Raw genomic sequence first — 22,194 nt, forward strand, 5'->3', positions numbered from 1 at the left:
CTCACAGGCACGCGACTGTCCGCTACTTCGTCGCCGCCGCGCGCTTTTCGTCGAGGAACTTGGCGAGATCGGCGTCCATCGTCTGATACCAGTCGACGATATCGGCAAAATTGGCGAAGGTGGTTTTGCCGATCGCGGAGAAATCCATCCACTCGTCGAGCGTGCCCTCCTTGGTGACCACGATCTTCAAAAAGCGCTTGTCGCGATTCCACTCATTGGCGAGTTCGGGCGTGAACAGCGGCTCGGCCTTGTACCAGCTGGAGAATTGGTAAGAGTTGCAGTCCTTTACCCCGGTGCAGCCGTAAAACTCAATCGTGAAGGACGATCCGTTGGCACCGCTGAGCACATAGGGCTCGCCCGCCTTGTTGGTCTTGAGTTCGGCCTTGTAGCCTGCGTCGTGCAACGCCTGCACCACCACCGGCGGCTGGCGCAGGTCGAGCAAGCGCTCCTTGTTTTCCTCGGCCCGCGCCGCCAGCGGCAGCAATGCCGAGGCCGCGAACAACACCGCCGTCAAACCGCGAAGATACGAACGAATCATGGAAAATCCCCCGGAAATCTTCGTGATGTCTATCACCCAGATCTTGGCGGACAAGCACTTCACCTTGGCTGCATCACCGCCAATTCATGCCCCGCCACATCGCGAAAATGAAACCGCCGCCCGCCGGGAAACGCAAAAATCGCCAGCGTGATCTCGCCCCCCGCCGCCTGCACCGCCGCTTCCGCCATCTCCAGATCCGCCACCTCGATCACCGGCAGCGGGGCCGCGGTCTGTTCCGCGATATCGCCCTGCAGGCCGATATCCGTGTCCCCGCTCATCGTGGAGGCATAGCTTGGCCCGAAATCGGTGAAATCCCATCCAAAAGCAGCCGCGTAAAAAGCCTTGGCCGCAGCAAGGTCGCCGACCGGCAATTCGAGATAGTTCAGACGCGCCATCGCTGAGTCTCCCCCTGAATGTTCTTGTTACGTTCTCTAGCACCTGCTACGATCTGTCAATGGCCCAAAACCGCCCCCAGCGCGGCGCAACGCTCAATGGTGAAAGCAGCCGCTTCAACTTGCCCGAGCGCGAGGCGGATGGCGACTGGCTTGACGACCGCGACATGCTCGACGGCACCCCACCGCGCCTGCGCACCACCGTGACGGTCGAGCGGCCGCGCACGATCATCAGCCGCAACAGCTCACCCGACGTGCCCTTCGATCGCTCGATCAACCCGTATCGCGGGTGCGAGCATGGCTGCATCTATTGCTTCGCGCGGCCGACCCACGCCTTTCACGACCTTTCGCCGGGGCTCGATTTCGAGAGCAAGCTGTTTGCCAAGCCCGATGCCCCGGCGCTGCTGCGCACGGAATTGTCGAAGCGCGGCTATGTCGCCCAGCCGATCGCGTTCGGCACCAATACCGATCCGTATCAGCCGATCGAGCGCGAGTGGCGGATCACGCGGGGTTGCATCGCGGTGCTGGCCGAGACCAACCACCCGCTGACCATCACCACCAAATCGGACCGGGTGGTGCACGATCTCGACCTGATCGCGCCGATGGCGGCCAAAGGACTGGTGGCAGTGGCGATTTCGATCACCTCGCTCGACCCCAAGATCGCGACGACGGTCGAACCGCGCGCGCCGACCCCAACGCGGCGGCTGGCGGCGGTGCGCGCGCTGGTCGCGGCGGGCGTGCCGACGCATGTCTCGATCGCGCCGGTCATCCCCGCGATCACCGATCACGAGATCGAGCATCTCGTCGAACGCGCCGCAGAAGCGGGCGCGCGCTCGACCTCGTTCATTCCGGTGCGGCTGCCGTGGGAAGTGGCCCCCTTGTTCAAGGCCTGGCTCGACACGCACTTCCCGGATCGCGCGGGCAAGGTGATGGCGACGATCGCGTCGATCCGGCAGGGCCGCGAGAATGATCCGGGCTTCTTCTCGCGGATGCGCGGCAGTGGCCCCTGGGCGGACTTGCTGCGCACGCGCTTCCTCATCGCATGCCGCAAGCATGGGATGAACCAGGAGCGGATGGTGTTGCGCACCGACCTGTTCCGCCCGCCCGCAGGGCCCCAGGGCGATTTGTTTGGCTGAAGCCGGGTGGGCGTCGTCCGCGATCTTTGCTATGCCCGCGCCGGATGCGGGGGCTTCTGACATTTACGGTGCTGGTCGCCGCCGTTCCGGCTTACGGCCAGGTGCTGCCGCGCGCGCCCGTGGGCGGCGATGTCTCGGCGAACATCCGCCTGCGCTACGAAACGATCCGCGATCAGGCGCGCGCGGGCGTACCCGTCGATGAAGCCTCGACCCAGTTGCGCACGATCGTGCGTGCGACATATCGCAGAGGCCCGCTGACGCTGGGCGGGACGCTGTTCGACAGCCGCGCGCTCGATGCTCCGCGCCCAAGCGCGCTGTCGACGAACGAGGTCAATGGCTTCGAGCCGGTGGAGGCGTTTCTCGGGCTCGATCTGGGCGATGCCGCGCGCAAGCGGCTCTACGGGCATGTGACGCTTGGGCGGCAGACCGCCGACCTGCGCTCGCGCCGGTTGATCGCCAATGACGATTACCGCAACACCACCAACGCCTTTACCGGAGCCCGGCTCGATCTGGCCGACGGCGATCGCTGGAATGTGACTGCTTTCTATCTGCTGCCGCAACAACGCTTGCCCGACGATGCCGCCGGATTGCGGACCGGGCGCGTAGTGCTGGATCGGGAGGGGTTCGATACGCGCATCTGGGGGGCGACGGCCGGGCTGCCGCGCCTGTTCGGTCGCGTTGCGGGCGATATCGGCGCGTACCGCTTCGAGGAACGCGACCGCCCGGACCATGCGACGCGCGATCGTCACCTGACGACGCTGACCGCACGGCTGGTCGCCCCCGCCAGCCCGGGCAAAACCGATGGCGAAGTCGAGATCATGCGCCAGACCGGCACGATTGCCGTCAGCCTTGCCCCCACCGCCGCACGCGTGCCGGTGGAGACGTGGTTCGCGCACGCGCGGATCGGCTATCAATGGACCAGGGCATGGACGCCGCGTCTCGCCGTCGAGGGCGATTATGCTTCGGGCGACCGCCGCAACGGCGGCTATGGTCGGTTCGACACGCTGTACGGCATGCGCCGCGCCGATTTTTCCCCAGCGGGACTGTATAATGCGGTGACGCGCAGCAACCTGATTTCGCTCGGACCCCGGCTGGAGGTGACGCCGTCGCGCCGCGTGGACGCGATGCTGTCGGTCAAGAAACTGTGGCTCGCCTCGGCACGCGATGCCTTTGCCACCACCAGCGTGGTCGACCCGACCGGGCAATCGGGCCGCGATGCCGGGTGGCAGAGTGATGCCCGCGTGCGGTTCTGGGCGGTGCCCAAGCGCCTCCAGCTTGAGGCCGACGGAGTGTGGCTGGCAAAGGGCCGCTTCCTCGCCAGCGCGCCCAACCGTGCCAGTGACCACGACACGCTATACCTGTCGCTCAACGCGTCGGTATTCTTTTAAGAAGGCGGGCATGAGCCGCATCAAGAACAGCTTCCCCCCGCGCGAGGAACTCGAACGATTGATCGATGCGCACGGGCATTTGACGATCCGCGCAACCCCCAATGCGGGCGCGAACGACATCCGCCTGCCCGCCGATGGAGCGCCCGCTGTGCTCAACGTGCGGACCACCGTGACGCCCGAGGATGGCAAGGCCAATGACGCGATCCTCGCCTTGCTCGCCAAGGCGCTGGGTCGACCGCGATCGGCGCTAACGCTGGTGCGCGGCGCGACCGCGCGCGACAAGGTGGTGCTGGTGACGCGCTAGCGCGGGAGTATTGCCGCGAATCCCCGTTCGCCCTGAGCTTGTCGAAGGGCACCTCTCAAAGTGCAGGACGCGCGTGGGGCGAGCGGGGCTTCGACAAGCTCAGCCCGAACGGAAAGAAGCGGAAGCCTCAGCTTCAGGCCGCCGCCAGCACATGGTCCTTGAACTGTTCGCGCAAGGCAGTTTTGAGCAGCTTGCCGGTCGCAGTGTGCGGCAGCGCCTCGACGAACACGATTTCATCGGGCAACCACCATTTGGCCACATGACGGCCAAGGTGGACCAGAATCTCGTGCGGGGTCACCGCACTGCCGGGCTTGCGCACGACGACCAGCAGCGGGCGTTCGTCCCATTTCGGGTGATACACGCCGATTGCCGCCGCCTCGGCAACGCCGGGGCAGCCGATCGCGGCATTTTCGAGATCGACCGAGGAAATCCACTCGCCACCCGATTTGATGACGTCCTTGGCGCGATCGGTGATCTGCATCGTGCCGTCGCCGTGGAGCACCGCGACATCGCCGGTGTCGAACCAATTGTCGGCATCGACCGCGTCCTCCGTGGCCTTGAAGTAGCGTTTCACCACCCACGGCCCGCGCACTTGCAACCGACCCGAACTGGTGCCGTCGCGCGGCAGCACAGCCCCCGCATCATCGACGATACGCAATTCGATGCCGAAGGGAATCTGCCCCTGCTTGCCGACATGGTCGAGTTGGGCCTCCGCGCTCATCTCGTCCCAATGCGGCGGCGGAAAACCGGCGGTGCCGACCGGCGAGGTCTCGGTCATCCCCCACAGATGCTTGACCTCGACGCCCATGCCCATGATCCGCTCGATCATCGCGCGCGGCGCGGCCGAGCCGCCGATCGTCACTTGGCTAAGGAAGCGTGGCACCTCGCCGGTCGCATCGATATGGCCGAACATCGCCAGCCACACCGTCGGCACGCCCGCCGAATGCGTTACCTTTTCCTGATTCATCAAGCGGCACAGCACCGCCGGATCGTTGACCGCAGCATAGACGAATTTCGCGCCGGCCAGCGCGCCCGCGAACGGCAATCCCCAGGAGGCGGCGTGGAACATCGGCACGACCGGCAGCACGACGGCGGAAGGCGAGAGGTTGAACACCCAGGGTGCGACTTCGGCCATGGCGTGGATCACGGTCGAGCGATGTTCGTACAGCACGCCCTTGGGGTTACCGGTAGTGCCGCTGGTGTAGCAGAGCATACACGGATCGCGCTCTGGCCCTTCGTGCCAGCTATAGGCCCCGTCCTCAGGCGCGATCAGCGCATCGAAGCCGCCATCGTCGAAACAGACATAGCGTTCGATGCTGGTCCACAGCGGTTTGAGCCGGTCGACCAAAGGCTGGAACTGCTTGTCATAGAGCAGCACGCGGTCTTCGGCATGGTTGGCGATATAGATAAGTTGTTCGTCGAACAGGCGCGGGTTGATGGTGTGGATCACCCCGCCCATCCCGATCGTGCCATACCAGGCGACCAGATGGTGGCTGTGGTTCATCGCCAGCGTGGCGACGCGGTCGCCGGGCTTAAGCCCGATCCGCTCCAGCGCCTGCGCCAGCTTGCGGGCATCGCGGGCGACCCCTGCCCAATCGCTGCGGGTTTCGCGGCCATCGGCCCAATAGCTGACGATCTCGCGCGCGCCATGTTCGCGCGCGGCGTGATCGAGCAGCCGCGGCACCCGCAATTCGAAATCCTGCATTCCACCGAGCATAAACTCCCCTCCCGCTTGCGGGAGGGGCTGGGGGAGGGAATGCTTCCTTCACCCCGCCGCCGCTCCCGCTACTATCCGACCAGTGCCAGCCGCGCCTCTGCGGTTCTCAGCACTACGTTCGAGACATCCTGCAAGGCTTCGATCCGCGCCGCAAGCTCCCCGTCGAGCAGGAAGTCGCGCCCGAGCAGCACCCGGGTCGTCTCGCCCGGCGAAACCGTCACCGTCGCCCATATCTCGCCGCGTGCGCCGCGCGCTTCGGACAGCATGCTGGCGAGCGCCGCCATCGCGCCCGGCGCATCGACCGACAGTTCCAGGCAGAAGCGCGCGTTGGAAGCGAGCGATTCGAACGATTGCAGCCGCTTGACCGAGACACGCGGGGTTTCCTCGCCTGGGCGGCGGTCGAGCTCGACCGTCGCCAGGCCGCAGCCACCGGTGCGCGCGCATTCCTCCAGCTCGGCTGCCACCGCATCATCGAAGCAGGTCGCCATGAACTGGCCCGACGGGTCCGACAGCGTCGCCATCATATAGCGCTTGCCGCGCGCCGAGGTGCGCCAGCGCGCATCCTCGACCAGCACCGCCATCGTCGCACCGGCGCGGGTGCCGTCATCGGGAATGTTGAGCTCGCCCAGCGTGACGAAGCTGCGCGCGCCGTGCAGCTTGGCCAAGTGGCTGTGCCGGTCGACCGGATGCGCCGAGAAATAGAAGCCGAACGCCTCGCGCTCCTGGTCCATCCGCTCGGCCATGGTCCAGCGGGCGGAGAGCGGGAGCTTGATCGGCGGCTCGGAGGCTTCGGCGGTGCCGAACAGCCCGCCCTGCCCGCTGACCTTCTGATCGTGGATGCGCGCGGCGGTGGCGAGGATGGTTTCGGCGCTTGCCACGATGCCCGCACGATTGTCGTTCAACGCATCGAACGCGCCCGCCGCCGCCAGCGTTTCCAGCTGCCGCTTGTTGAGGATGCGCGGATCGATGCGGCGCGCGAGATCGTCGATCGAGTCGAACGGCCCGCCCGCTTCGCGTTCGGCGACGAGCTTTTCCATCGCGCCTTCGCCGACCGATTTGAGCGCGGCGAGCGCATAGCGCACCGCGAGGCCGCCGCTCTCGGCAACACCAGTGTCCTCGACCGAAAATTCGGCCTCGCTGCGGTTGATGTCGGGCGGCAGGATGGCGACGCCGAGGCGGCGCATATCGTCGATGAACACGCTCAATTTGTCGGTCTGCGCCTGATCGAAGCACATCGAGGCGGCGAAGAATTCGTGCGGGTGGTGCGCCTTCAGCCATGCTGTCTGATAGGAGAGCAGCGCGTAGGCGGCGGCGTGCGACTTGTTGAAGCCGTAGCCCGCGAATTTGTCGATCAAGTCGAACAGCTCGTTGGCCTTGGCGGCATCGATGCCGTTGATGGTCTTGCAGCCCTCGGCGAAGTGCGCGCGCTGGGCGTCCATCTCGGCCTGGTTCTTCTTGCCCATGGCGCGGCGCAGCATGTCGGCCTGCCCCAGCGAATAGCCGGCCAGGATCTGCGCGGCCTGCATCACCTGTTCCTGATAGACGAAAATGCCGTAGGTTTCGGACAAGATGCCTTCGAGCAGCGGGTGCGGATAGGCGATCTCTTCCTGCCCGTTCTTGCGGCGACCGAACATCGGGATGTTGTCCATCGGCCCCGGACGGTAGAGCGAGACGAGCGCGATGATGTCGCCGAAATTGGACGGGCGGACGGCGGAGAGCGTTCGGCGCATCCCTTCCGATTCCAACTGGAACACGCCGACCGTGTCGCCCTTTTGCAGCAATTTATAGACGCCCTCATCATCCCATTCGAGCGCATCAAGATCGACCACCACGCCGCGCGCAGCCAACAGGTCGATCGCCTTCTTGAGCACCGACAGCGTCTTGAGCCCGAGAAAGTCGAACTTCACGAGGCCCGCCCCTTCGACATATTTCATGTCGAACTGGGTGACGGGCATGTCCGAGCGCGGATCGCGGTAGAGCGGCACGAGATCGGCGAGCGGACGGTCGCCAATCACCACGCCCGCCGCGTGGGTCGAGCTGTGGCGCGGCAGACCTTCGAGCTTCATCGCCAGATCGAGCAAATGCCGCACGCTGCGATCGTTCTTATATTCGCTGTGCAGCTCCGACACGCCGTCGATCGCGCGTTTGAGGTCCCATGGGTCGGCGGGGAGGTTGGGGATGAGCTTGGCGAGCCGGTCGATCTGGCCATAGCCCATTTGCAGCACGCGCCCGGTGTCCTTGAGCACCGCGCGCGCCTTCAGCTTTCCGAAGGTGATGATCTGCGCGACCTGGTCGCGGCCATATTTTTCCTGGACGTAGCGGATCACCTCGCCACGCCGCGTTTCGCAAAAGTCGATGTCGAAGTCGGGCATCGACACGCGTTCCGGGTTGAGGAAGCGTTCGAACAGCAGGCCGAGTTTCATCGGATCGAGATCGGTGATGGTCAGCGCCCAGGCGACGACCGAGCCCGCGCCCGAACCACGCCCCGGCCCCACCGGGATGTCATGATCCTTCGCCCATTTGATGAAGTCCCCGACGATCAGGAAGTAGCCGGGGAACCCCATCTGGATGATGACGTCGAGCTCGAAATCGAGCCGCTTGCGGTACGGCTCGCGCCAGTCCGAATCTCCCCTCCCGCTTGCGGGAGGGGTTGGGGGAGGGCCTGAACCAGCCGCAGAAGACTCCCCTCCCCCAGTCACACCCGCAAGCGGGAGGGGAGCAGAAACCGCGAGTTGTTCGATCCGGTCGAGCCGCCGCTCGAGCCCGGCATGGGCATCCTCGCGCAGCTTGGCGGCCTCGGCGGTGGGATCGCCGGCGAGGCTCGGCAGGATCGGCTTGCGCTTGGGCGCGCCGACGCCGCAGCGCTGCGCCACCACCAGCGTGTTGGCGATCGCCTCGGGCAAGTCCGCGAACAGCTCGCGCATGTCCTTGGCTGGCTTCATCCACGCGTCCGGCGAGGTGCGCGGCCGGTCTTCGCTGGCAACATAGGTCGAATTGGCGATGCACAGCAACGCATCGTGCGCTTCGCTGAAATCCTGCGTGGCGAAGCAGCACGGGTTGGTCGCGACCAGCGGCAGATTGCGGTCATAAGCGAGATCGAGCAGCGCCGGTTCGGCCTTGCCTTCGATCTCATCGAGCCGCCGGGTCAGCTCGATATAGAGCCGGTCGGGGAACAAGGCCTGCAGGCGATCGGCATAAGCCAGCGCGCGATCGGGCTGATCCTCGGCGAACAGCCGCGCCAGGGCACCTTCACGACCGGCGGTGAGCGCGAGCAGGCCGTCGGTGCGGCCCTCCAGCGCGGCGAAGGGGACGTGCGGCGCGAGTTCGAGCGGGCGATCGAGATGCGCTTGCGATACCAGCACGCACAGATTGCGATAGCCATCCTCATCCTGTGCGTAGAGCGCGATCCAGTCGAGCACGGGCGGTGCATTCTCGGGCATATCGGGGCGAGCGACGCCCAGCATCGTGCCGATCACCGGCTGCACCCCCGCCGCGCGCGCGGCATCGCCAAACGCCATCGCCGCGTACAGGCCGTTACGGTCGGTCAAGGCGGCGGCGGGAAAGCCCAGTTCCTGCGCGCGTTTGGCAATCGCCTTTGGCTCGATCGCGCCATCGAGCATGGTGTAGGAAGAGAAGATCCGAAGGGGTACGAACGCGGAATGGGCCATTCCGGTTGGTAGCGCCCAACGCGCCGATTCGTAAAGCTGCGAACTCGGCAGCGGCCGCGTTGCCCGTAAACTTACGTATAGTGCGCCTGACACGATCGGCGTTCTGATATAAAAATCAGCTTGTTCAACGCCCCCCCGTGCACTTCACCCTGGAGACAGACATGAGCGACACGACTTTCGGTTCGTCCACCACATCCGCTCGCGTCGGGACCGGTTGGCTACTGGCTTACGGCCTCCTCAGCATCGCGGTCGGCATCACCGCATTTCTCTGGCCGGTCAGCGCGACGCTGACCGCCACGCTGCTCGCCGGGTCCTTCCTGATCGCGACCGGTGCGATCGCGGTAGTCGCGAGCTTCGGCCTGCGCGGCCATCATTTCTCCGCTTACACCTTGCTGAGCGGCATCCTTTCGCTGGCGATCGGCGCGTGGATCATCGTCGAACCCGCAAGCGGCGCGGTCTCGCTGACGTTGCTGATCGCGATCTGGCTGACCGCGCGCGGCGTGATCGAAATCGCGATCGGCACGCGCTTCCGGCGCTTCGGGATCAGCCTGATCCTGCTCGGTATTCTTAACATCGTGCTGGCGGTGTGGATCATCTGGGGCATCCCCTTCACCGCGCTGACGCTGCCGGGTTATGTGCTCGGGATCAGCTTCCTGTTCAGCGGCATCACCGCCACGCTGCAGGCGATCGGCACGCGCGGGCGCTGATCACTCGCCGATCGAAAAGGCCCCATCGGCATGCAGCACCAGCGTCATGCCCGATAGCAGATCGAACCCCAAAACTCCGGTGGTACGCCCCTCGACCACCGCCGCCTCCGGCAACGGTTGCGGGGCGTCGCCCACCTTCAGGGTAACGGGGCCGACGATATCCATGGTCACCGTCTTCCCCCCAACCCCGCGGCTCTGCGCGGTCCGCAGCCGGGGAAGACGGGTGGCGGCAGTGGCCGGGATCGCACTGCGCCAGGCACCGCTATCGACCAGAAAAAACGGCGTATCGGCCCCCTCCCCCACGCCGACCGGAACATGCGGACGCCCATCGCCGCGCCAGCCTGGTGCCGCAACCCGAGCGCCCTTGGCCAGAGGACGGCAGGCCACCGCACCCGCGTCCGCCACGGTCGCCACGCCACCGCGAAAATCGACGCGCACACACCCCGTGGCGGCCAGTGCCTGCGGAGCGATAACGCCCGCCAGTCCTAGCGCCTCGAGCGGCCCCAGCGGCATCGCCAGCACACGGTCCACATGGCGAAGCGGCGCGCCCTCCGCCGTCGCGATATCGACACCCGTCACATAGCGCCCGGCGACGGCGACGCCGCCGCTATCGGTGCCGGTCTGCGTCGTCGCCCCGCTCAGCCCGAGCTGGGTCGCAGTACGCTCGCTCAGCACGATTTCGGAGGCACCCGTGTCGAACAGAAAGCGAAGCGAAGTGCCGCCGATCCGCAGCGTCACGATCGGCAACTGCGCACCCACCGGATGCCCATCGAGCTGCTGCGGTCGCTCGATCGCGATGGAGCGCTCAGGGATAGCTTCCGCCATGACGGGCGACGCCACCACCATCGCTATCGCTGACCCCAACGCCACCGAGTAGCGCGTCAAAACCATACCGCCCACGACGTACCTCTCAGAGCAGCTTTTCGATATCCGCCGCAATCGCCTCGGGCTTGGTCGTCGGCGCATAGCGTTCAAACACTTGCCCGTCCTTGCCGACGAGGAATTTGGTGAAGTTCCACTTGATGCCCTCGGTGCCAAGGATCCCCGGTGCCTGCTTCTTGAGCGCGACGAACAGCGGATCGGCATTGGTGCCATTGACGTCGACCTTGGCGAAGACCGGGAAGGTTACGTCATAAGTGAGCGAGCAGAAATTGGCGATTTCCGCAGCGTCCCCCGGCTCCTGCGCGCCGAACTGGTTGCAGGGGAAGCCAAGCACCTCAAACCCACGATCGCCGAATTGGCGGTGCAGCGCCTCCAGCCCTTCATATTGCGGGGTGAAGCCGCATTTGGAGGCGGTGTTGACGATCAGGAGCACCTTGCCCGCATAAGCCGACAGGTCGACCGCCGTGCCGTCGGCGGCTTTAACCGTGAGATCGGTGATGGCGGGCATGATCGAGCTCCTCAGGCGTGCCGCGCGAGCAGGAAGCGCAGATTCTGCCGCACCCCGGCCCATTCGCTGGCGATGATCGAATAGACCACAAGATCGCGCACGCGACCATCCATCACTTGATGATTGCGCAGCACGCCGTCGCGCTTGGCCCCCAGCCGCTCGATCGCCGCTTGCGAACGCTTGTTGAACCAGTCGGTGCGGATCTGCACCGCATTGCAGCCCATCACCTCAAAGGCATGGGCGAGCAGCAGCAACTTCGCCTCGGTGTTGACACCGGTGCGCTGCACCGACTTGGCGTAGAAGGTGCCGCCAATCTCCAGCCGCTTATGGGCAGCATTCATCCGCATATAGCGCGTGAGGCCAACCACGCGGCCATCGGGGGTGCAGACGGTAAACGGCATTGCCCGCCCGAAATCCCGCTCCTTGAACAGCGCCGCCATGAAGGCGTCGGGGTCGGTCAGCGTCGAGGCGTTGGTGAAGAACAAGTCGCTGATCTTCCCATCCGCCCCCGCCGCGACGATGGCGTCGCGATCGTCGACCACGGTCGGGCGCAGCGTGACGTGATCGCCGGTGAGTGTTGGGGGCGTGGTCCAGGCGCTCACGCGAGCCGCCCCTCGTGCAGGCGCACCACGCGGTCCATCTTGAGCGCCATGCGCTCATTATGCGTCGCGACCAACGCCGCCGAGCCTTCGCCGCGCACCAGCCGCAGGAATTCGGCCAGCACCACGTCCGCGGTCGCCTCGTCGAGGTTGCCGGTCGGCTCGTCGGCCAGCACCAGAGCGGGCTGGTTGGCGAGCGCGCGGGCGACCGCGACGCGCTGCTGCTCGCCGCCCGACAATTGGCTGGGGCGGTGGGTCAGGCGGTGGCCGAGGCCAAGCGCGGTGAGCAAAGCCGTCGCGCGTTCGTTCGCCTGGGCGTGGGTGCGATCGCGGATCAACTGCGGCAGCACGACATTTTCGGTCGCGTTGAAATCGGGCAGCAAGTGATGGAATTGATAGACGAAACCGAGCGAATCGCGCCGCACGCGGGTTCGCCCGTCCGAATCGAGCTTGGCGACTTGCTCGCCCGCGATGCGGATCGACCCGCCGAAGCCGCCTTCGAGCAGCCCGACCGCCTGCAACAGCGTGGATTTGCCCGAGCCGGACGGACCCAGCAACGCGACGATCTCGCCCGCGCCGACATGGAGATCGACCCCGCGCAGCACCTCGATGGTTTCGCCGCCCTGGCTGAACGCGCGCGTCAGGCCGGCAACGCTGAGGACGGGTTCACTCATAGCGCAATACCTGCACAGGATCGGTGCTCGCCGCTTTGAGCGCGGGGTAGAGCGTGGCGAGGAAGCTGAACAGCAGCGCCATCAGCGAAATGACGGTCACTTCGAGCGGATCGGTCTTGGACGGCAATTCGGTGAGGAAGCGGATCGAGGGATCCCAGAGGTTCTGCCCTGTCACCAATTGCACGAAATCGACGATATTTTGCCGGAAGTGCAGGAAGATGAAGCCAAGAATCAACCCCGCGACGACGCCCAGCGCGCCGATGGTGGTGCCGACCGTCATGAAGATACGGATCATCGCCCCCCGGCTCGCCCCCATCGTGCGCAGGATCGCGATATCGCGCGTCTTGGCGCGCACCAGCATGATCAGCGAGGACAGGATGTTGAACACCGCAACCAGGATGATGATCGACAGCACGGTGAACATCGCCACGCGCTCGACCGAGAGCGCCTCGAACAATTGCGCGTTCATTTGCCGCCAGTCCTGGATCACCGCGCGCTGACCGACTTGTTTGGCGAGCGGGGCGAGGATCTGGCCGACCCGATCGGCATTGTTGGTCTGCACTTCGATCATGCCGACCGAATCGCCCATCATCAGCAGCGTCTGGGCGTCCTCCATCGGCATGATGACATAGGCCTTGTCATAATCGTACACGCCGATCGTGAAGATCGCGCCGACGGTATAGCTGACGATGCGCGGCACCGTGCCGAACGGCGTGGTCTGCCCCTGCGGGCTGATCAGCGAAATCTGGCTGCCGACCACCGCCCCCAATTGGTCGGCCAGGCCCGATCCGATCGCAACCACGCCGCTGCCCGGCTTCAACGACGCGAGCGAACCCATCACCACCTTGCTGCCGATCGTCTTGTTGCGGCGAATATCGGACACCTGCATCCCGCGCAGCAGGATGCCTTCGACGCGGCCGTTATAGGTGGTCATCAGCGGCTGCTCGATCATCGGCGTGGCGCTGGTCACGCCCGGCGTCTTGTCGGCCAGCGCGACGATATCGCGCCAGTCGCGCAACTGCCCGGCATAGCCCTGCACCACGGCATGGCCGTTGAGCCCGACGATCTTGTCGAACAGTTCGGCGCGGAAGCCGTTCATAACGCTCATCACGATGACGAGCGCGGCGACGCCGAGCATCACCGCGACCAAACTGATTCCAGCGACGAGGAAAATGAACCCCTCGCCTTTGCCGGGCAGCAGATAGCGCCGGGCGATCATGCGTTCATAGCGGGAGAGGATCATGGAGCCCGCTCTACGGCGCACATGCCGCGCTGGCAACTGTTGCCCCCTGTTGCGCAACCGCCACAGCAGCGCCGCAATCGCTACGGATCGGCCATATTCCCCATGACAAGCCGCTCACTCACACTTAACGCTTCTGTCACTGACACACAGGCAACGGCCGTGGTTCGGGGAATGCTTTCAGCGCCGCCGCAAGGTGTGCAGCGAGAGCGAGATGGGGGCTGACGAGCGATCGTCACGCAGGCGTCCGGGTCGGAAACGGCCCGGACGTTTGCGTTTGGGCGAAGGTGGCCATGCTGGCCACCGGTCCGCACAGCGGATCGCCCAAATCGGACGGCGGGTCGCCTTGGGCGAACCCGGCCGACGGCGGCTTTGCCGTCGGCGCTCCTCCCGTCACACCTCCCCGCCCCCGTCACCCCGGCCCCGTGCCGGGGTCCACCGTGCAGCAGCCGCGTCGCTCGACTCCGCACGTTCTCCAAGCGGCGGAGTGGACCCCGGCACAAGGCCGGGGTGACGGCTACGCCTCAAAACGATGCCGAAATCGTCGCGCCAAAGGTCCGCGGGTCGCCCGGCTGCCCGACGATCAGTCCGGTGCTGCCCGACTGCGTCGACAGCAATTCGAAATAATCCTGGTCGAACGCGTTATGCACCCAGGCAAAGACGTTGAAGTCCTTCTTGCGATAGCCAAGCCGGAAGTTGGACAGCGAATACCCCTCGATCCAGGTGTAAGCCGAAGGCGATGGATTGGACGAGAAGCGCGAGCGCGCGCTGCCGTCATAGCCCAAATAGACCTGTCCGTCCCCACCGCCGACCGGCACATTATATTCGCCGCCGTAAGAGAAGGACCATTTCGAAATGCCGGGCAGACGCTGCCCCGAAATATCGCACACCACCGGGCTCAATGATCCCGGCACCCCGGCCGGACCAGGCGTACCCGTCGTCACGGTGCCGCCGGACAGCTCGGGCGGGCATGGTGCGTTGGTGAATTTTTGGTAGATCGCATCGGTATAGGCACCGTTGAGATACAGGTTGAAACGCTTGCTCGGGCGGAAGCTGGCGTCGAACTCCACCCCGCGCGACCGCACCTTGCCGGCATTGGCGAGATAGCCGCGGATCACGGTCAACTGGCCGTTGTTCACCGTTGCCTGATAATCGGCGATCTCGGTCCAGAACCCGGCGACGTTCAGCGTGACGCTGCGATCGAGAAATTGCGTCTTCAGGCCCAGTTCGAACGCATCGACCTTTTCGGGCTTCACCGTCTGCGTGGTGAGGTCCACCGCCGTCCCCGCCGCATTGAGCGGCAGGCCCGACAAATTGATGCCGCCCGATTTGAAGCTCTTCGCATAGGTTGCATAGCCATGCACATCGGCGGAAAAATCATAGGACAGCGTCACGTCCCCCGACACGTTCCACGCGCTGAAACGCGGCGCATAGCTTTGCGGGGCAAGCGTGGCGGACTGGTCAGCATTCAGCGTGGTGCTGCCGCTGCCGGTGGTGACGACCGAGACATAGGAGCCGCTCTTCTTGTCATAATTGACGCGCAGGCCCGGCTGGACGTGGAAATGGTTGAACGCTTCCCAGTTGAGCTTGCCGAACACCGCAAAGCTGGTGTTCTTGAAATTGATCGTATTGGTCGAGGTCAACCCGTTCAGCACCGCCGGATTGCAGGCATTGGCGGTCGGGGACGCGCACCCGCGCGACCCCACCGGAACGTTGCCGGGGTTGAGCAGGAAACGGCTCGCCGCCGATCCCTGCACTTGCGACCCCTGTGTATTGATCGTCTGATGGAACAGGAACGCGCCAACCGTGTAATCGAGCTTGTTGGTCCCGTTCGACGCGAGCCGGATTTCCTGCGATTCCTGTTCCTGCTGCGACGGATTCTGCGACACTGTGGTAATCGGCAGGCCGATGAAATCGCGGTCGTTGGCGGGTTTCCAGTCCCAATAGCGCCATGCCGACACCGAGGTGAGCGTGGCCGGCCCCAAATCCCAATTGGTGACGAGCGACGCCCCGCCCACTTCCTGGCGCGAATTGATCTTGGCATCGAGATCGGTGACGCGATCGAACGGGTTGGTGCTGGGCGGGGCATAGCCGAACGCCGCCGCCAGTGCCGGATATTGCCGGTTCGCCGCGCGCTGCGTGGTGCCGACCCGCGCATAGATTTGCGCGCAGCACAATGGGTTCTGCACGTTGAGATCGCCTGCCAGCGTCAGGCTGAGCGTGGCGGTCGGCTTGTACAGCACTTGCCCGCGAAACCCGATATTGCGTTGGCGGTGGAGATCGGTGTTGCTGGCCACATCGTAAATCGTGCCGTGCCGCGTCGTCGCGGAGGTCGACAGGCGGATCGCCAAAGTGTCGGTAATCGGCCCCGAGATCGAAGTCTTGCCCTGTACGAAATCATAATTGCCGACGCTCAGTTCGGCGCGCGCCTCGGGCGTAAAGCTCGGCGCGCGCGTGGTGATGTTGAGCGCGCCTGCGGTCGTGTTCTTGCCATAGAGCGTGCCCTGCGGCCCGCGCAGCACCTCGACCCGGTCGACATCGACGAAATCGAAGGTCGATGCCCCGACGCGCCCGATATAGACGCCGTCGATATAGAAACCGACGCCCTGCTCGATCCCGTCATTGGTGAGCCCGAACGGTGCGCCCAGCCCGCGAATGTTGATCGCCGAGTTGCGCGGGTTGCTCGAATAGAATTGCAGCGTGGGAACTTGCTGCTGCAACCGGTTGACGTTGAACGCGCCACTATCGGCCAGCGTGCGCCCGCTCAGCACAGAGAGCGCGATCGGCACGGTCTGCTCGGTTTCCGCGCGGCGGCGTGCGGTGACCACGATATCCCCCGCATTGCCCTGTGCATCGCTATCCGTCACCTCCGGCGCAGCGGGTTCCGGCGGCGTCGAAGGTGGCGCGAGCGTCGCATGGGCAAGCAGAATGAGCGGCAAGTGCGCGAGCATGAACGTCCCCTTGTTCCCGGGCGTTGCCCCGAGTCGGCGTACAATGCCCATCATTCACGGGGATATTCACGCCCTCTCCTTCTTTGCCGCGCCAAAGCTGGTCTTTAGCACCATGAAATTCTGTACCGGTGGGTCTTGAACTCAGGCCAAAGCGAACCAGATTCTGCGCGTGTGGTGCCCTTGGGGCCGCACCGGGCAGGGTCGCGCAGGTGGCGGGCCCGGCTCGACGTACCGACACTCGCTTGTAAAGGAGTTCACCATGCGTCAGTTCGATTTGACCCCCTATCGCCGCTCGACCGTCGGCTTCGACCGGCTGTTCGACATGCTCGAAGCCAATGCCCGGCAGCAGAGCGCCGACAATTATCCGCCCTTCAACCTCGAACGCCTCGACGGCGACCGCTATCGCATCACGCTGGCGGTGGCAGGCTTTGGCCGCGACGAGATCGAGATCACCGCGCAACAGAATCTGCTGCAGGTGAAGGGCCGCAAGGACGAGAAAGAGGCCGCGACCTCCTCGTTCCTCCACATCGGCATCGCCAATCGCAGCTTTGAGCGCCGTTTCGAACTCGCCGATTTCGTGCGGGTCGAGGACGCCCGGCTGAACGATGGCCTGCTCACCATCGACCTTGTCCGCGAAGTGCCCGAGGCGATGAAGCCCAAGACGATCGCGATCAAGACCGGCACACCGCTGGTCGCGGTCGAGGACAAAGGCGCGGCGCAGGCGGCGTAACGCTGAAGAATAAGGGAGGTGGCCGGACTTTGGCTCGGCCATCTCCCCTCTTTGTTTGTTTTACCGTGCCTTGATTCCGTACCGCGCATAATGCCGATCGATGCTGGGCGCGATCCGGCGGGCGATCTTCAACTCGCTTGCCGCCTCGGCGTCGCGGTGGAGCCTTTGCAGCACGATTGCCCTCATGAAGCGGCTGGCGGCCTGGCCGGGCTCAGCGGCAAGAACCGCATCGAGATCGGCCAGCGCGTCATCGAACCGGCCCAGTCGGAACCACACCATCGCGCGGCTATCCAGCGCGGCACTGCTGTCCTCGCTCAGTTCGATTGCCCGGGTGCAATCTTTCACCGCTGTATCTAGCATCACGCTGCGCGTACCCTTGGTCCAGCACCGAGCATTCATCAGACTGGGCGAGCCCGGCTTGTCGGCAATCAAGGCGTCGAACTGCGTGATGGCCTCTGCCGGATCGCCATATTCCCCGATCAGGCTGGCCTTGGCGGTGCGGAAGGTCCGTCGCATCTCCCCGCCAAGCGCGATCCGCTGGTCGAGCAACGCAAGCCCGCCCGCCAGATCGCCGCTTTCCGCCTTCAGCATCGTCACACGACCGATCGCGGCTTCCGATGACGGATCGAGCGCCCGCGCCGCCTCGGCGTCCGCCAGCGCGGCTTTGACATCGCCCAGTTCGTACAGCGTCGCCGCACGCTTCAAATACAGGTCGATCGAGGGTTCGATCGCGATCGCCTTCGTCCAATCGGCAATTGCGCCCGCGCGATCCCCGATATTGGCGCGGAAGGAACCGCGCGTTGCATAGGCACTGCTGTCATCGGCGGTGGTTGCAACAATCGCCTTGGCCAAGACCGCGTTGATTGCCGCGACTTGCGTGGCTCCGGCAGGATCGCTTGTGCCAATCTCCCATTTGCGCGCGGTCGCCACCGGAGCGACGAGGCGCGGTGCCCGCGCCTTTGCCGTCGCCACGGCATCGCGCTCGATCGGGATCCGCGCGACCGGCACTTCGCGGCCCATGGTGTCGATCCGCTCATCAACCGTGACAAGCCCGCCATCGAGCTTGGTCGTGCGCGAAATCTCGTAACCGGCGACTTGCTCTTTCATGTCGGGCTCGCCCTCGATCGCGAAGCCGCGCCCCCGGTCGGGCAGACGCAACCGCAACCGATACCGCATCCCGTAAGGATCGCCCGTCGCCACCGGAATCGTCGCCCACGCGACCTTGCTGCGATCCGGCGCGAAGGTGACGTTGTCGAGCGCCCGCGCCAGCGCGCGCTTGCGCCGGCGGTCATCGGTCGTCCAGGCCGAATTGACGACGCCATGCGCCTTCAGCGTGACATCGCCGGTAACGGGATCGGGGACCATCGCAGTATCGGAAAACTGCCCTTCACCAAGGTAAGTGGTGAAAAACCCGCCAACCGCGTCGCGTTCTTCTTTCTCCCCCATCTGCGTCTTGGCCAGGGTCAGCGCCGCCGCATAACCGCCATGGACCACCGCCACCGCATCCACGGCACTCGGCAAATCGACGCTGGCGCTCTCATCGACATCGACCGTCAGATCCACCATCGGCCGGGCGTTGGCGTGGGTCGCGATCTTCAGCAAATCGGCACCCGCCGCGCGCACCGGCAAGCCATAGCCGAACGGCGGTGTGTCGTGGATATCGATCAGGCGCGCTCCACTGCCGGTGCCGTCCAACCACAGCGTTTGTCCATCGATCGTCGCGCGCACCAGCACGTGGTTGAACGCCATCGGGCTGGGCAGACGGTCGGGCACGATATCGCCCAGCCCGATATTGGCGAGCACAGGCTCAGCCTCGATCTTCATCGCCCGCAACAAGGTCAGCAACAGCAGCGTCTTGGCCTTGCAGTCGCCATACCGCACCGCCCAGGTCCGTTCCGGCTTTTGCGGGACATAATTGCCGCCGTTCATGCCCACCGCCAGATACCGGATCTTCTGCTGAACCAGTTCGAGCGCCCGCTCCGCGCGGCCGATCGGCGTCGGGTCGGCCTTCATGATCGCGGCGGCCTCGGCCAGGATCGGGTCGTTCAGATTGGTCGATTCGGGCGTCGCATATAGCGGGGCCATCACGCGCGAGACGTCGGCCCAATCCTTGAATGTCGCCAGTTCGATCAAGGGCGGATGGCGAAAGCGGACCGGCGCATCCGCAGGCATTTCGGGTTGCTTCGGGGCCGGCAGGGGGATGGTGACTTCGCTATAGGCACCGTTGCGCACCGGGGTGAGCGTAACGCCCTCGGCGAGCAGCTTCCATTTGGGCGGCGTCGCGGTCGGCCAGGAGAAGCGCATTTTGGCATAACCAAGCCGCGTCGGTGCGGCGAACACCGGCATCACCGTCTGTACCCGTCCGCCCAGCGCCGCGTCGGTCGTCGTGGTCGACATCCGCAGTCGCAGCACGTCGCCGACCTGCAACCCCTCCACCGCCATCGTCGCAGTCAGAATGCCGGTCAGTTCGCGCTGCTCCAGCGTCTGCTCGCGCCGTAGCACCGTGAATTTCTCGCCCTTCGCGAGCAGGTCGATACGCTCGGTCCCACGCAGGATCGAGAGTTCGTGGATGATCAGATCGCCCTTGTCGGGCACCCACGGCAAGGCGAGCGACGTTGCCTGCGCCAGCAGCTCGGGCGACGTGATCCGCGTCGCGCTATCGACATAGGCCCATAAGCGCCCATTCTCGATGCGTTGCTGGACGTCGAAGATCAAATTCGGCGGCGCGCCTGCGTCCAGCTTGGCAAGGTCGGGCATCGCGGCCATGACGATCCAGCCCGGCGCGGGCTGATAGAGTGGGGCTTCACTTGCAAAAGCGACGGAAGGCATCCCGGCAGCAATAACCGCCAGGCTCACCGAGTGAAAAAGTCGCAAATGATCCCCCTTACGTCTTCAAGTCCGTAGACAAGACTATGGGCGGAGGCGGCACGAAGCCAGTGCAATCTTTAAGGATTTTTGGCGCGGACTGACAATTTCAGGCACCTCCACCCCCTTTGTCAGTTTGCAGCAATCCTCCCACCACACCGGACCGGCGCGATCAGACCAATCGCGACTGTTTGACTGCCGCCGCTACGAAGCTTGCGAACAAGGGATGCGGATCGAACGGCTTGCTCTTCAATTCCGGGTGGAATTGCACGCCGACGAACCACGGATGGTCGGGCCGCTCGACGATTTCGGGCAGCATGCCATCGGGCGACATGCCGCTGAACACCAGGCCACCTTTCTCCAGCGCCTCGCGATAGGCGGTGTTGACCTCGTACCGATGGCGATGGCGCTCGGAAATGTCGGTGCCGCCGTAAATGGTCGAAACCACGCTGTTGCCGTCGAGCTTGGCGTCATAGGCCCCAAGTCGCATGGTGCCGCCCAGATCGCCGCCTGCCTCGCGCGTCTGCACGCCCTCGGCTGTCATCCATTCGGTGATCATGCCGACCACCGGCTCGTCGGTCGGGCCGAATTCGGTCGAGCTGGCATTGGCAATGCCCGCTAGGTCGCGCGCACCCTCGACACAGGCCATCTGCATGCCGAAGCAAATGCCGAAATAGGGAATTTCGCGCTCGCGCGCGAACCGCACGCTGGCGATCTTGCCCTCGGCACCGCGTTCACCAAAGGCACCCGGCACCAGGATCGCGTGCATCGGCTCGAGCCGCGCGGCAATGTCGCTATCGGGCCCTTCGAACAGCTCGGCGTCGATCCATTCGACATTGACCTTCACCTTGTTGGCGATCCCGCCATGGACCAGCGCTTCGTTGAGCGACTTGTACGCATCCTGCAAACCGACATATTTGCCGACGACGCCGATCGTAACTTCGCCCTCGGGGTTGGTCAGCCGGTCCATGATGTCGGTCCAGCGCGACAGATCGGGCGCGCCGCCGGGCAGGATGCCGAAGGCGTTGAGCACCGCGTCGTCCAGCCCCTCCTGGTGATATTGCACGGGCACCGCGTAGATGCTCTTCGCATCCAGCGCCGGAATCACCGCCTCCTTGGGCACGTTGCAGAACAAGGCGATCTTGGCGCGGTCGCTTTCGGGCAAGGGCTGTTCGCAGCGGCACACGAGCACGTCAGGCTGCACGCCCAAAGCGGCCAGTTCGCGCACCGAATGCTGCGTCGGCTTGGTCTTCAGCTCGCCCGCCGCCGCGATATACGGCACCAGCGTGACGTGGATGCTGATCGAATTGCCGCGCCCGAGATCGTTGCGCAGCTGGCGGATCGCCTCGATGAAGGGGAGCGATTCAATGTCGCCGACCGTCCCGCCGATTTCGCACAATACGAAATCGAGATCGTCGGTCTCTGCTTGCGCGAATTCCTTGATCGCATCGGTGACGTGCGGGATGACCTGGACGGTTGCACCCAGATAATCCCCGCGCCGCTCGCGCGTGATGATCTGCTGATAGATCCGGCCCGAGGTGATATTGTCCGACTGGCGCGAGGCGACGCCGGTAAAGCGCTCATAATGGCCAAGGTCGAGATCGGTCTCCGCCCCGTCGTCGGTCACATAGACTTCGCCATGCTGATAGGGCGACATCGTCCCCGGATCGACATTAAGATACGGATCGAACTTGCGAATCCGGACGCGATAGCCGCGCGCCTGCAACAGGGCGGCGAGCGATGCCGCCATAAGACCCTTGCCAAGCGAGGAGACCACGCCGCCGGTAATGAAAATGAACCGCGCCATGGGAGAAAAGACCTAGCGTGAAGAGGGGTGGCACGACAAGCGCGCGACTCCGATATTTTTGGGAAAGTGCGCGGACCGGAAGACGGCC

17 protein-coding genes are annotated in these 22,194 nt (G+C 64.8%); 5 read left to right on the top strand and 12 right to left on the bottom strand.

The annotated features are described in order from the left end of the window. Positions 1-22 precede the first annotated feature (22 nt). On the bottom strand, positions 23-538 hold the full coding sequence (locus EJC47_RS05095; RefSeq protein ID WP_126845739.1) for a YbjN domain-containing protein: 516 nt from the start codon (positions 536-538) through the stop codon (positions 23-25). 59 nt (positions 539-597) lie between these two features. Then, on the bottom strand, positions 598-933 hold the full coding sequence (locus tag EJC47_RS05100; RefSeq protein ID WP_126845740.1) for a VOC family protein: 336 nt from the start codon (positions 931-933) through the stop codon (positions 598-600). A gap of 59 nt (positions 934-992) precedes the next feature. Here EJC47_RS05100 and EJC47_RS05105 point away from each other — a divergent pair, with 59 nt between their 5' ends. The 3 genes from EJC47_RS05105 to EJC47_RS05115 are packed head-to-tail and all read left to right on the top strand — an operon-like array spanning position 993 to position 3,758. Continuing rightward, complete coding sequence (locus EJC47_RS05105) at positions 993-2,066, top strand: PA0069 family radical SAM protein (RefSeq protein WP_126845741.1); 1,074 nt, start codon at positions 993-995, stop codon at positions 2,064-2,066. A 44-nt stretch (positions 2,067-2,110) separates the two neighbouring features. Beyond that, a complete protein-coding gene (locus EJC47_RS05110) occupies positions 2,111-3,454 on the top strand; it encodes an alginate export family protein (RefSeq protein WP_185867564.1) in 1,344 nt (447 codons plus the stop codon). Positions 3,455-3,464: 10 nt separating this feature from the next. Continuing rightward, complete coding sequence (locus tag EJC47_RS05115; RefSeq protein WP_081988809.1) at positions 3,465-3,758, top strand: DUF167 domain-containing protein; 294 nt, start codon at positions 3,465-3,467, stop codon at positions 3,756-3,758. A 133-nt stretch (positions 3,759-3,891) separates the two neighbouring features. On the opposite strand, the gene EJC47_RS05120 is transcribed toward EJC47_RS05115, so the two are convergent. Next, entirely contained in the window at positions 3,892-5,475 is a 1,584-nt protein-coding gene (locus EJC47_RS05120; RefSeq protein WP_126845743.1) for a long-chain fatty acid--CoA ligase, read from the bottom strand. A 71-nt stretch (positions 5,476-5,546) separates the two neighbouring features. Continuing rightward, the gene (dnaE, locus tag EJC47_RS05125; protein WP_126845744.1) at positions 5,547-9,143 is read right to left on the bottom strand and encodes a DNA polymerase III subunit alpha; all 3,597 of its coding nucleotides are present in this window, start codon (positions 9,141-9,143) and stop codon (positions 5,547-5,549) included. A 161-nt stretch (positions 9,144-9,304) separates the two neighbouring features. Between dnaE and EJC47_RS05130 the strand changes: the two genes are divergently transcribed. Further along, positions 9,305-9,850, top strand: coding sequence for an HdeD family acid-resistance protein (locus tag EJC47_RS05130; protein ID WP_126845745.1), 546 nt, complete (start codon positions 9,305-9,307; stop codon positions 9,848-9,850). Here the strand turns inward: EJC47_RS05130 and EJC47_RS05135 are convergent, their stop codons facing one another. The 6 genes from EJC47_RS05135 to EJC47_RS05160 form a co-directional block, all read right to left on the bottom strand. Next, the gene (locus tag EJC47_RS05135) at positions 9,851-10,741 is read right to left on the bottom strand and encodes an aspartyl protease family protein (protein WP_260591479.1); all 891 of its coding nucleotides are present in this window, start codon (positions 10,739-10,741) and stop codon (positions 9,851-9,853) included. Positions 10,742-10,760: 19 nt separating this feature from the next. Next, positions 10,761-11,240 carry a glutathione peroxidase gene (locus EJC47_RS05140; protein WP_126845747.1) on the bottom strand — a complete coding sequence of 160 codons (480 nt, stop codon included), beginning with the start codon at positions 11,238-11,240 and terminating at the stop codon, positions 10,761-10,763. Positions 11,241-11,251: 11 nt separating this feature from the next. Continuing rightward, positions 11,252-11,842: a GNAT family N-acetyltransferase gene (locus EJC47_RS05145; RefSeq protein ID WP_126845748.1), complete on the bottom strand. Its 591-nt coding sequence runs from the start codon at positions 11,840-11,842 to the stop codon at positions 11,252-11,254. Continuing rightward, complete coding sequence (locus EJC47_RS05150; protein WP_126845749.1) at positions 11,839-12,513, bottom strand: ABC transporter ATP-binding protein; 675 nt, start codon at positions 12,511-12,513, stop codon at positions 11,839-11,841. Before EJC47_RS05150 ends, EJC47_RS05145 begins: the two co-directional genes overlap by 4 nt. Further along, positions 12,506-13,756 (bottom strand): lipoprotein-releasing ABC transporter permease subunit, encoded by a 1,251-nt coding sequence (locus tag EJC47_RS05155; protein WP_126845750.1) that lies wholly within the window; start codon positions 13,754-13,756, stop codon positions 12,506-12,508. Before EJC47_RS05155 ends, EJC47_RS05150 begins: the two co-directional genes overlap by 8 nt. Before the next feature lie 521 nt (positions 13,757-14,277). Beyond that, entirely contained in the window at positions 14,278-16,704 is a 2,427-nt protein-coding gene (locus EJC47_RS05160) for a TonB-dependent receptor (RefSeq protein WP_126845751.1), read from the bottom strand. 259 nt (positions 16,705-16,963) lie between these two features. On the opposite strand from EJC47_RS05160, the gene EJC47_RS05165 reads away from it, so the two are divergent. Beyond that, complete coding sequence (locus EJC47_RS05165) at positions 16,964-17,434, top strand: Hsp20 family protein (protein WP_033966385.1); 471 nt, start codon at positions 16,964-16,966, stop codon at positions 17,432-17,434. Between the two features lie 60 nt (positions 17,435-17,494). Here the strand turns inward: EJC47_RS05165 and EJC47_RS05170 are convergent, their stop codons facing one another. Both EJC47_RS05170 and EJC47_RS05175 read right to left on the bottom strand, forming a co-directional pair. Further along, entirely contained in the window at positions 17,495-20,308 is a 2,814-nt protein-coding gene (locus tag EJC47_RS05170; protein ID WP_312845335.1) for a DUF3857 domain-containing protein, read from the bottom strand. A gap of 163 nt (positions 20,309-20,471) precedes the next feature. Further along, a complete protein-coding gene (locus tag EJC47_RS05175; RefSeq protein ID WP_033966388.1) occupies positions 20,472-22,106 on the bottom strand; it encodes a CTP synthase in 1,635 nt (544 codons plus the stop codon). Between the last annotated feature and the right edge of the window lie 88 nt (positions 22,107-22,194).

This window comes from Sphingomonas sp. TF3 (genome assembly GCF_003985085.1).
Classification (GTDB): domain Bacteria; phylum Pseudomonadota; class Alphaproteobacteria; order Sphingomonadales; family Sphingomonadaceae; genus Sphingomonas.

Coding starts and splice junctions, on each gene's coding strand:
- EJC47_RS05095 (WP_126845739.1), bottom strand. CDS start 538: ATGATTCGTTCGTATCTTCGCGGTTTGACGGCGGTGTTGTTCGCGGCC.
- EJC47_RS05100 (WP_126845740.1), bottom strand. CDS start 933: ATGGCGCGTCTGAACTATCTCGAATTGCCGGTCGGCGACCTTGCTGCG.
- EJC47_RS05105 (WP_126845741.1), top strand. CDS start 993: ATGGCCCAAAACCGCCCCCAGCGCGGCGCAACGCTCAATGGTGAAAGC.
- EJC47_RS05110 (WP_185867564.1), top strand. CDS start 2,111: ATGCGGGGGCTTCTGACATTTACGGTGCTGGTCGCCGCCGTTCCGGCT.
- EJC47_RS05115 (WP_081988809.1), top strand. CDS start 3,465: ATGAGCCGCATCAAGAACAGCTTCCCCCCGCGCGAGGAACTCGAACGA.
- EJC47_RS05120 (WP_126845743.1), bottom strand. CDS start 5,475: ATGCTCGGTGGAATGCAGGATTTCGAATTGCGGGTGCCGCGGCTGCTC.
- dnaE (WP_126845744.1), bottom strand. CDS start 9,143: ATGGCCCATTCCGCGTTCGTACCCCTTCGGATCTTCTCTTCCTACACC.
- EJC47_RS05130 (WP_126845745.1), top strand. CDS start 9,305: ATGAGCGACACGACTTTCGGTTCGTCCACCACATCCGCTCGCGTCGGG.
- EJC47_RS05135 (WP_260591479.1), bottom strand. CDS start 10,741: ATGGTTTTGACGCGCTACTCGGTGGCGTTGGGGTCAGCGATAGCGATG.
- EJC47_RS05140 (WP_126845747.1), bottom strand. CDS start 11,240: ATGCCCGCCATCACCGATCTCACGGTTAAAGCCGCCGACGGCACGGCG.
- EJC47_RS05150 (WP_126845749.1), bottom strand. CDS start 12,513: ATGAGTGAACCCGTCCTCAGCGTTGCCGGCCTGACGCGCGCGTTCAGC.
- EJC47_RS05155 (WP_126845750.1), bottom strand. CDS start 13,756: ATGATCCTCTCCCGCTATGAACGCATGATCGCCCGGCGCTATCTGCTG.
- EJC47_RS05160 (WP_126845751.1), bottom strand. CDS start 16,704: ATGCTCGCGCACTTGCCGCTCATTCTGCTTGCCCATGCGACGCTCGCG.
- EJC47_RS05165 (WP_033966385.1), top strand. CDS start 16,964: ATGCGTCAGTTCGATTTGACCCCCTATCGCCGCTCGACCGTCGGCTTC.
- EJC47_RS05175 (WP_033966388.1), bottom strand. CDS start 22,106: ATGGCGCGGTTCATTTTCATTACCGGCGGCGTGGTCTCCTCGCTTGGC.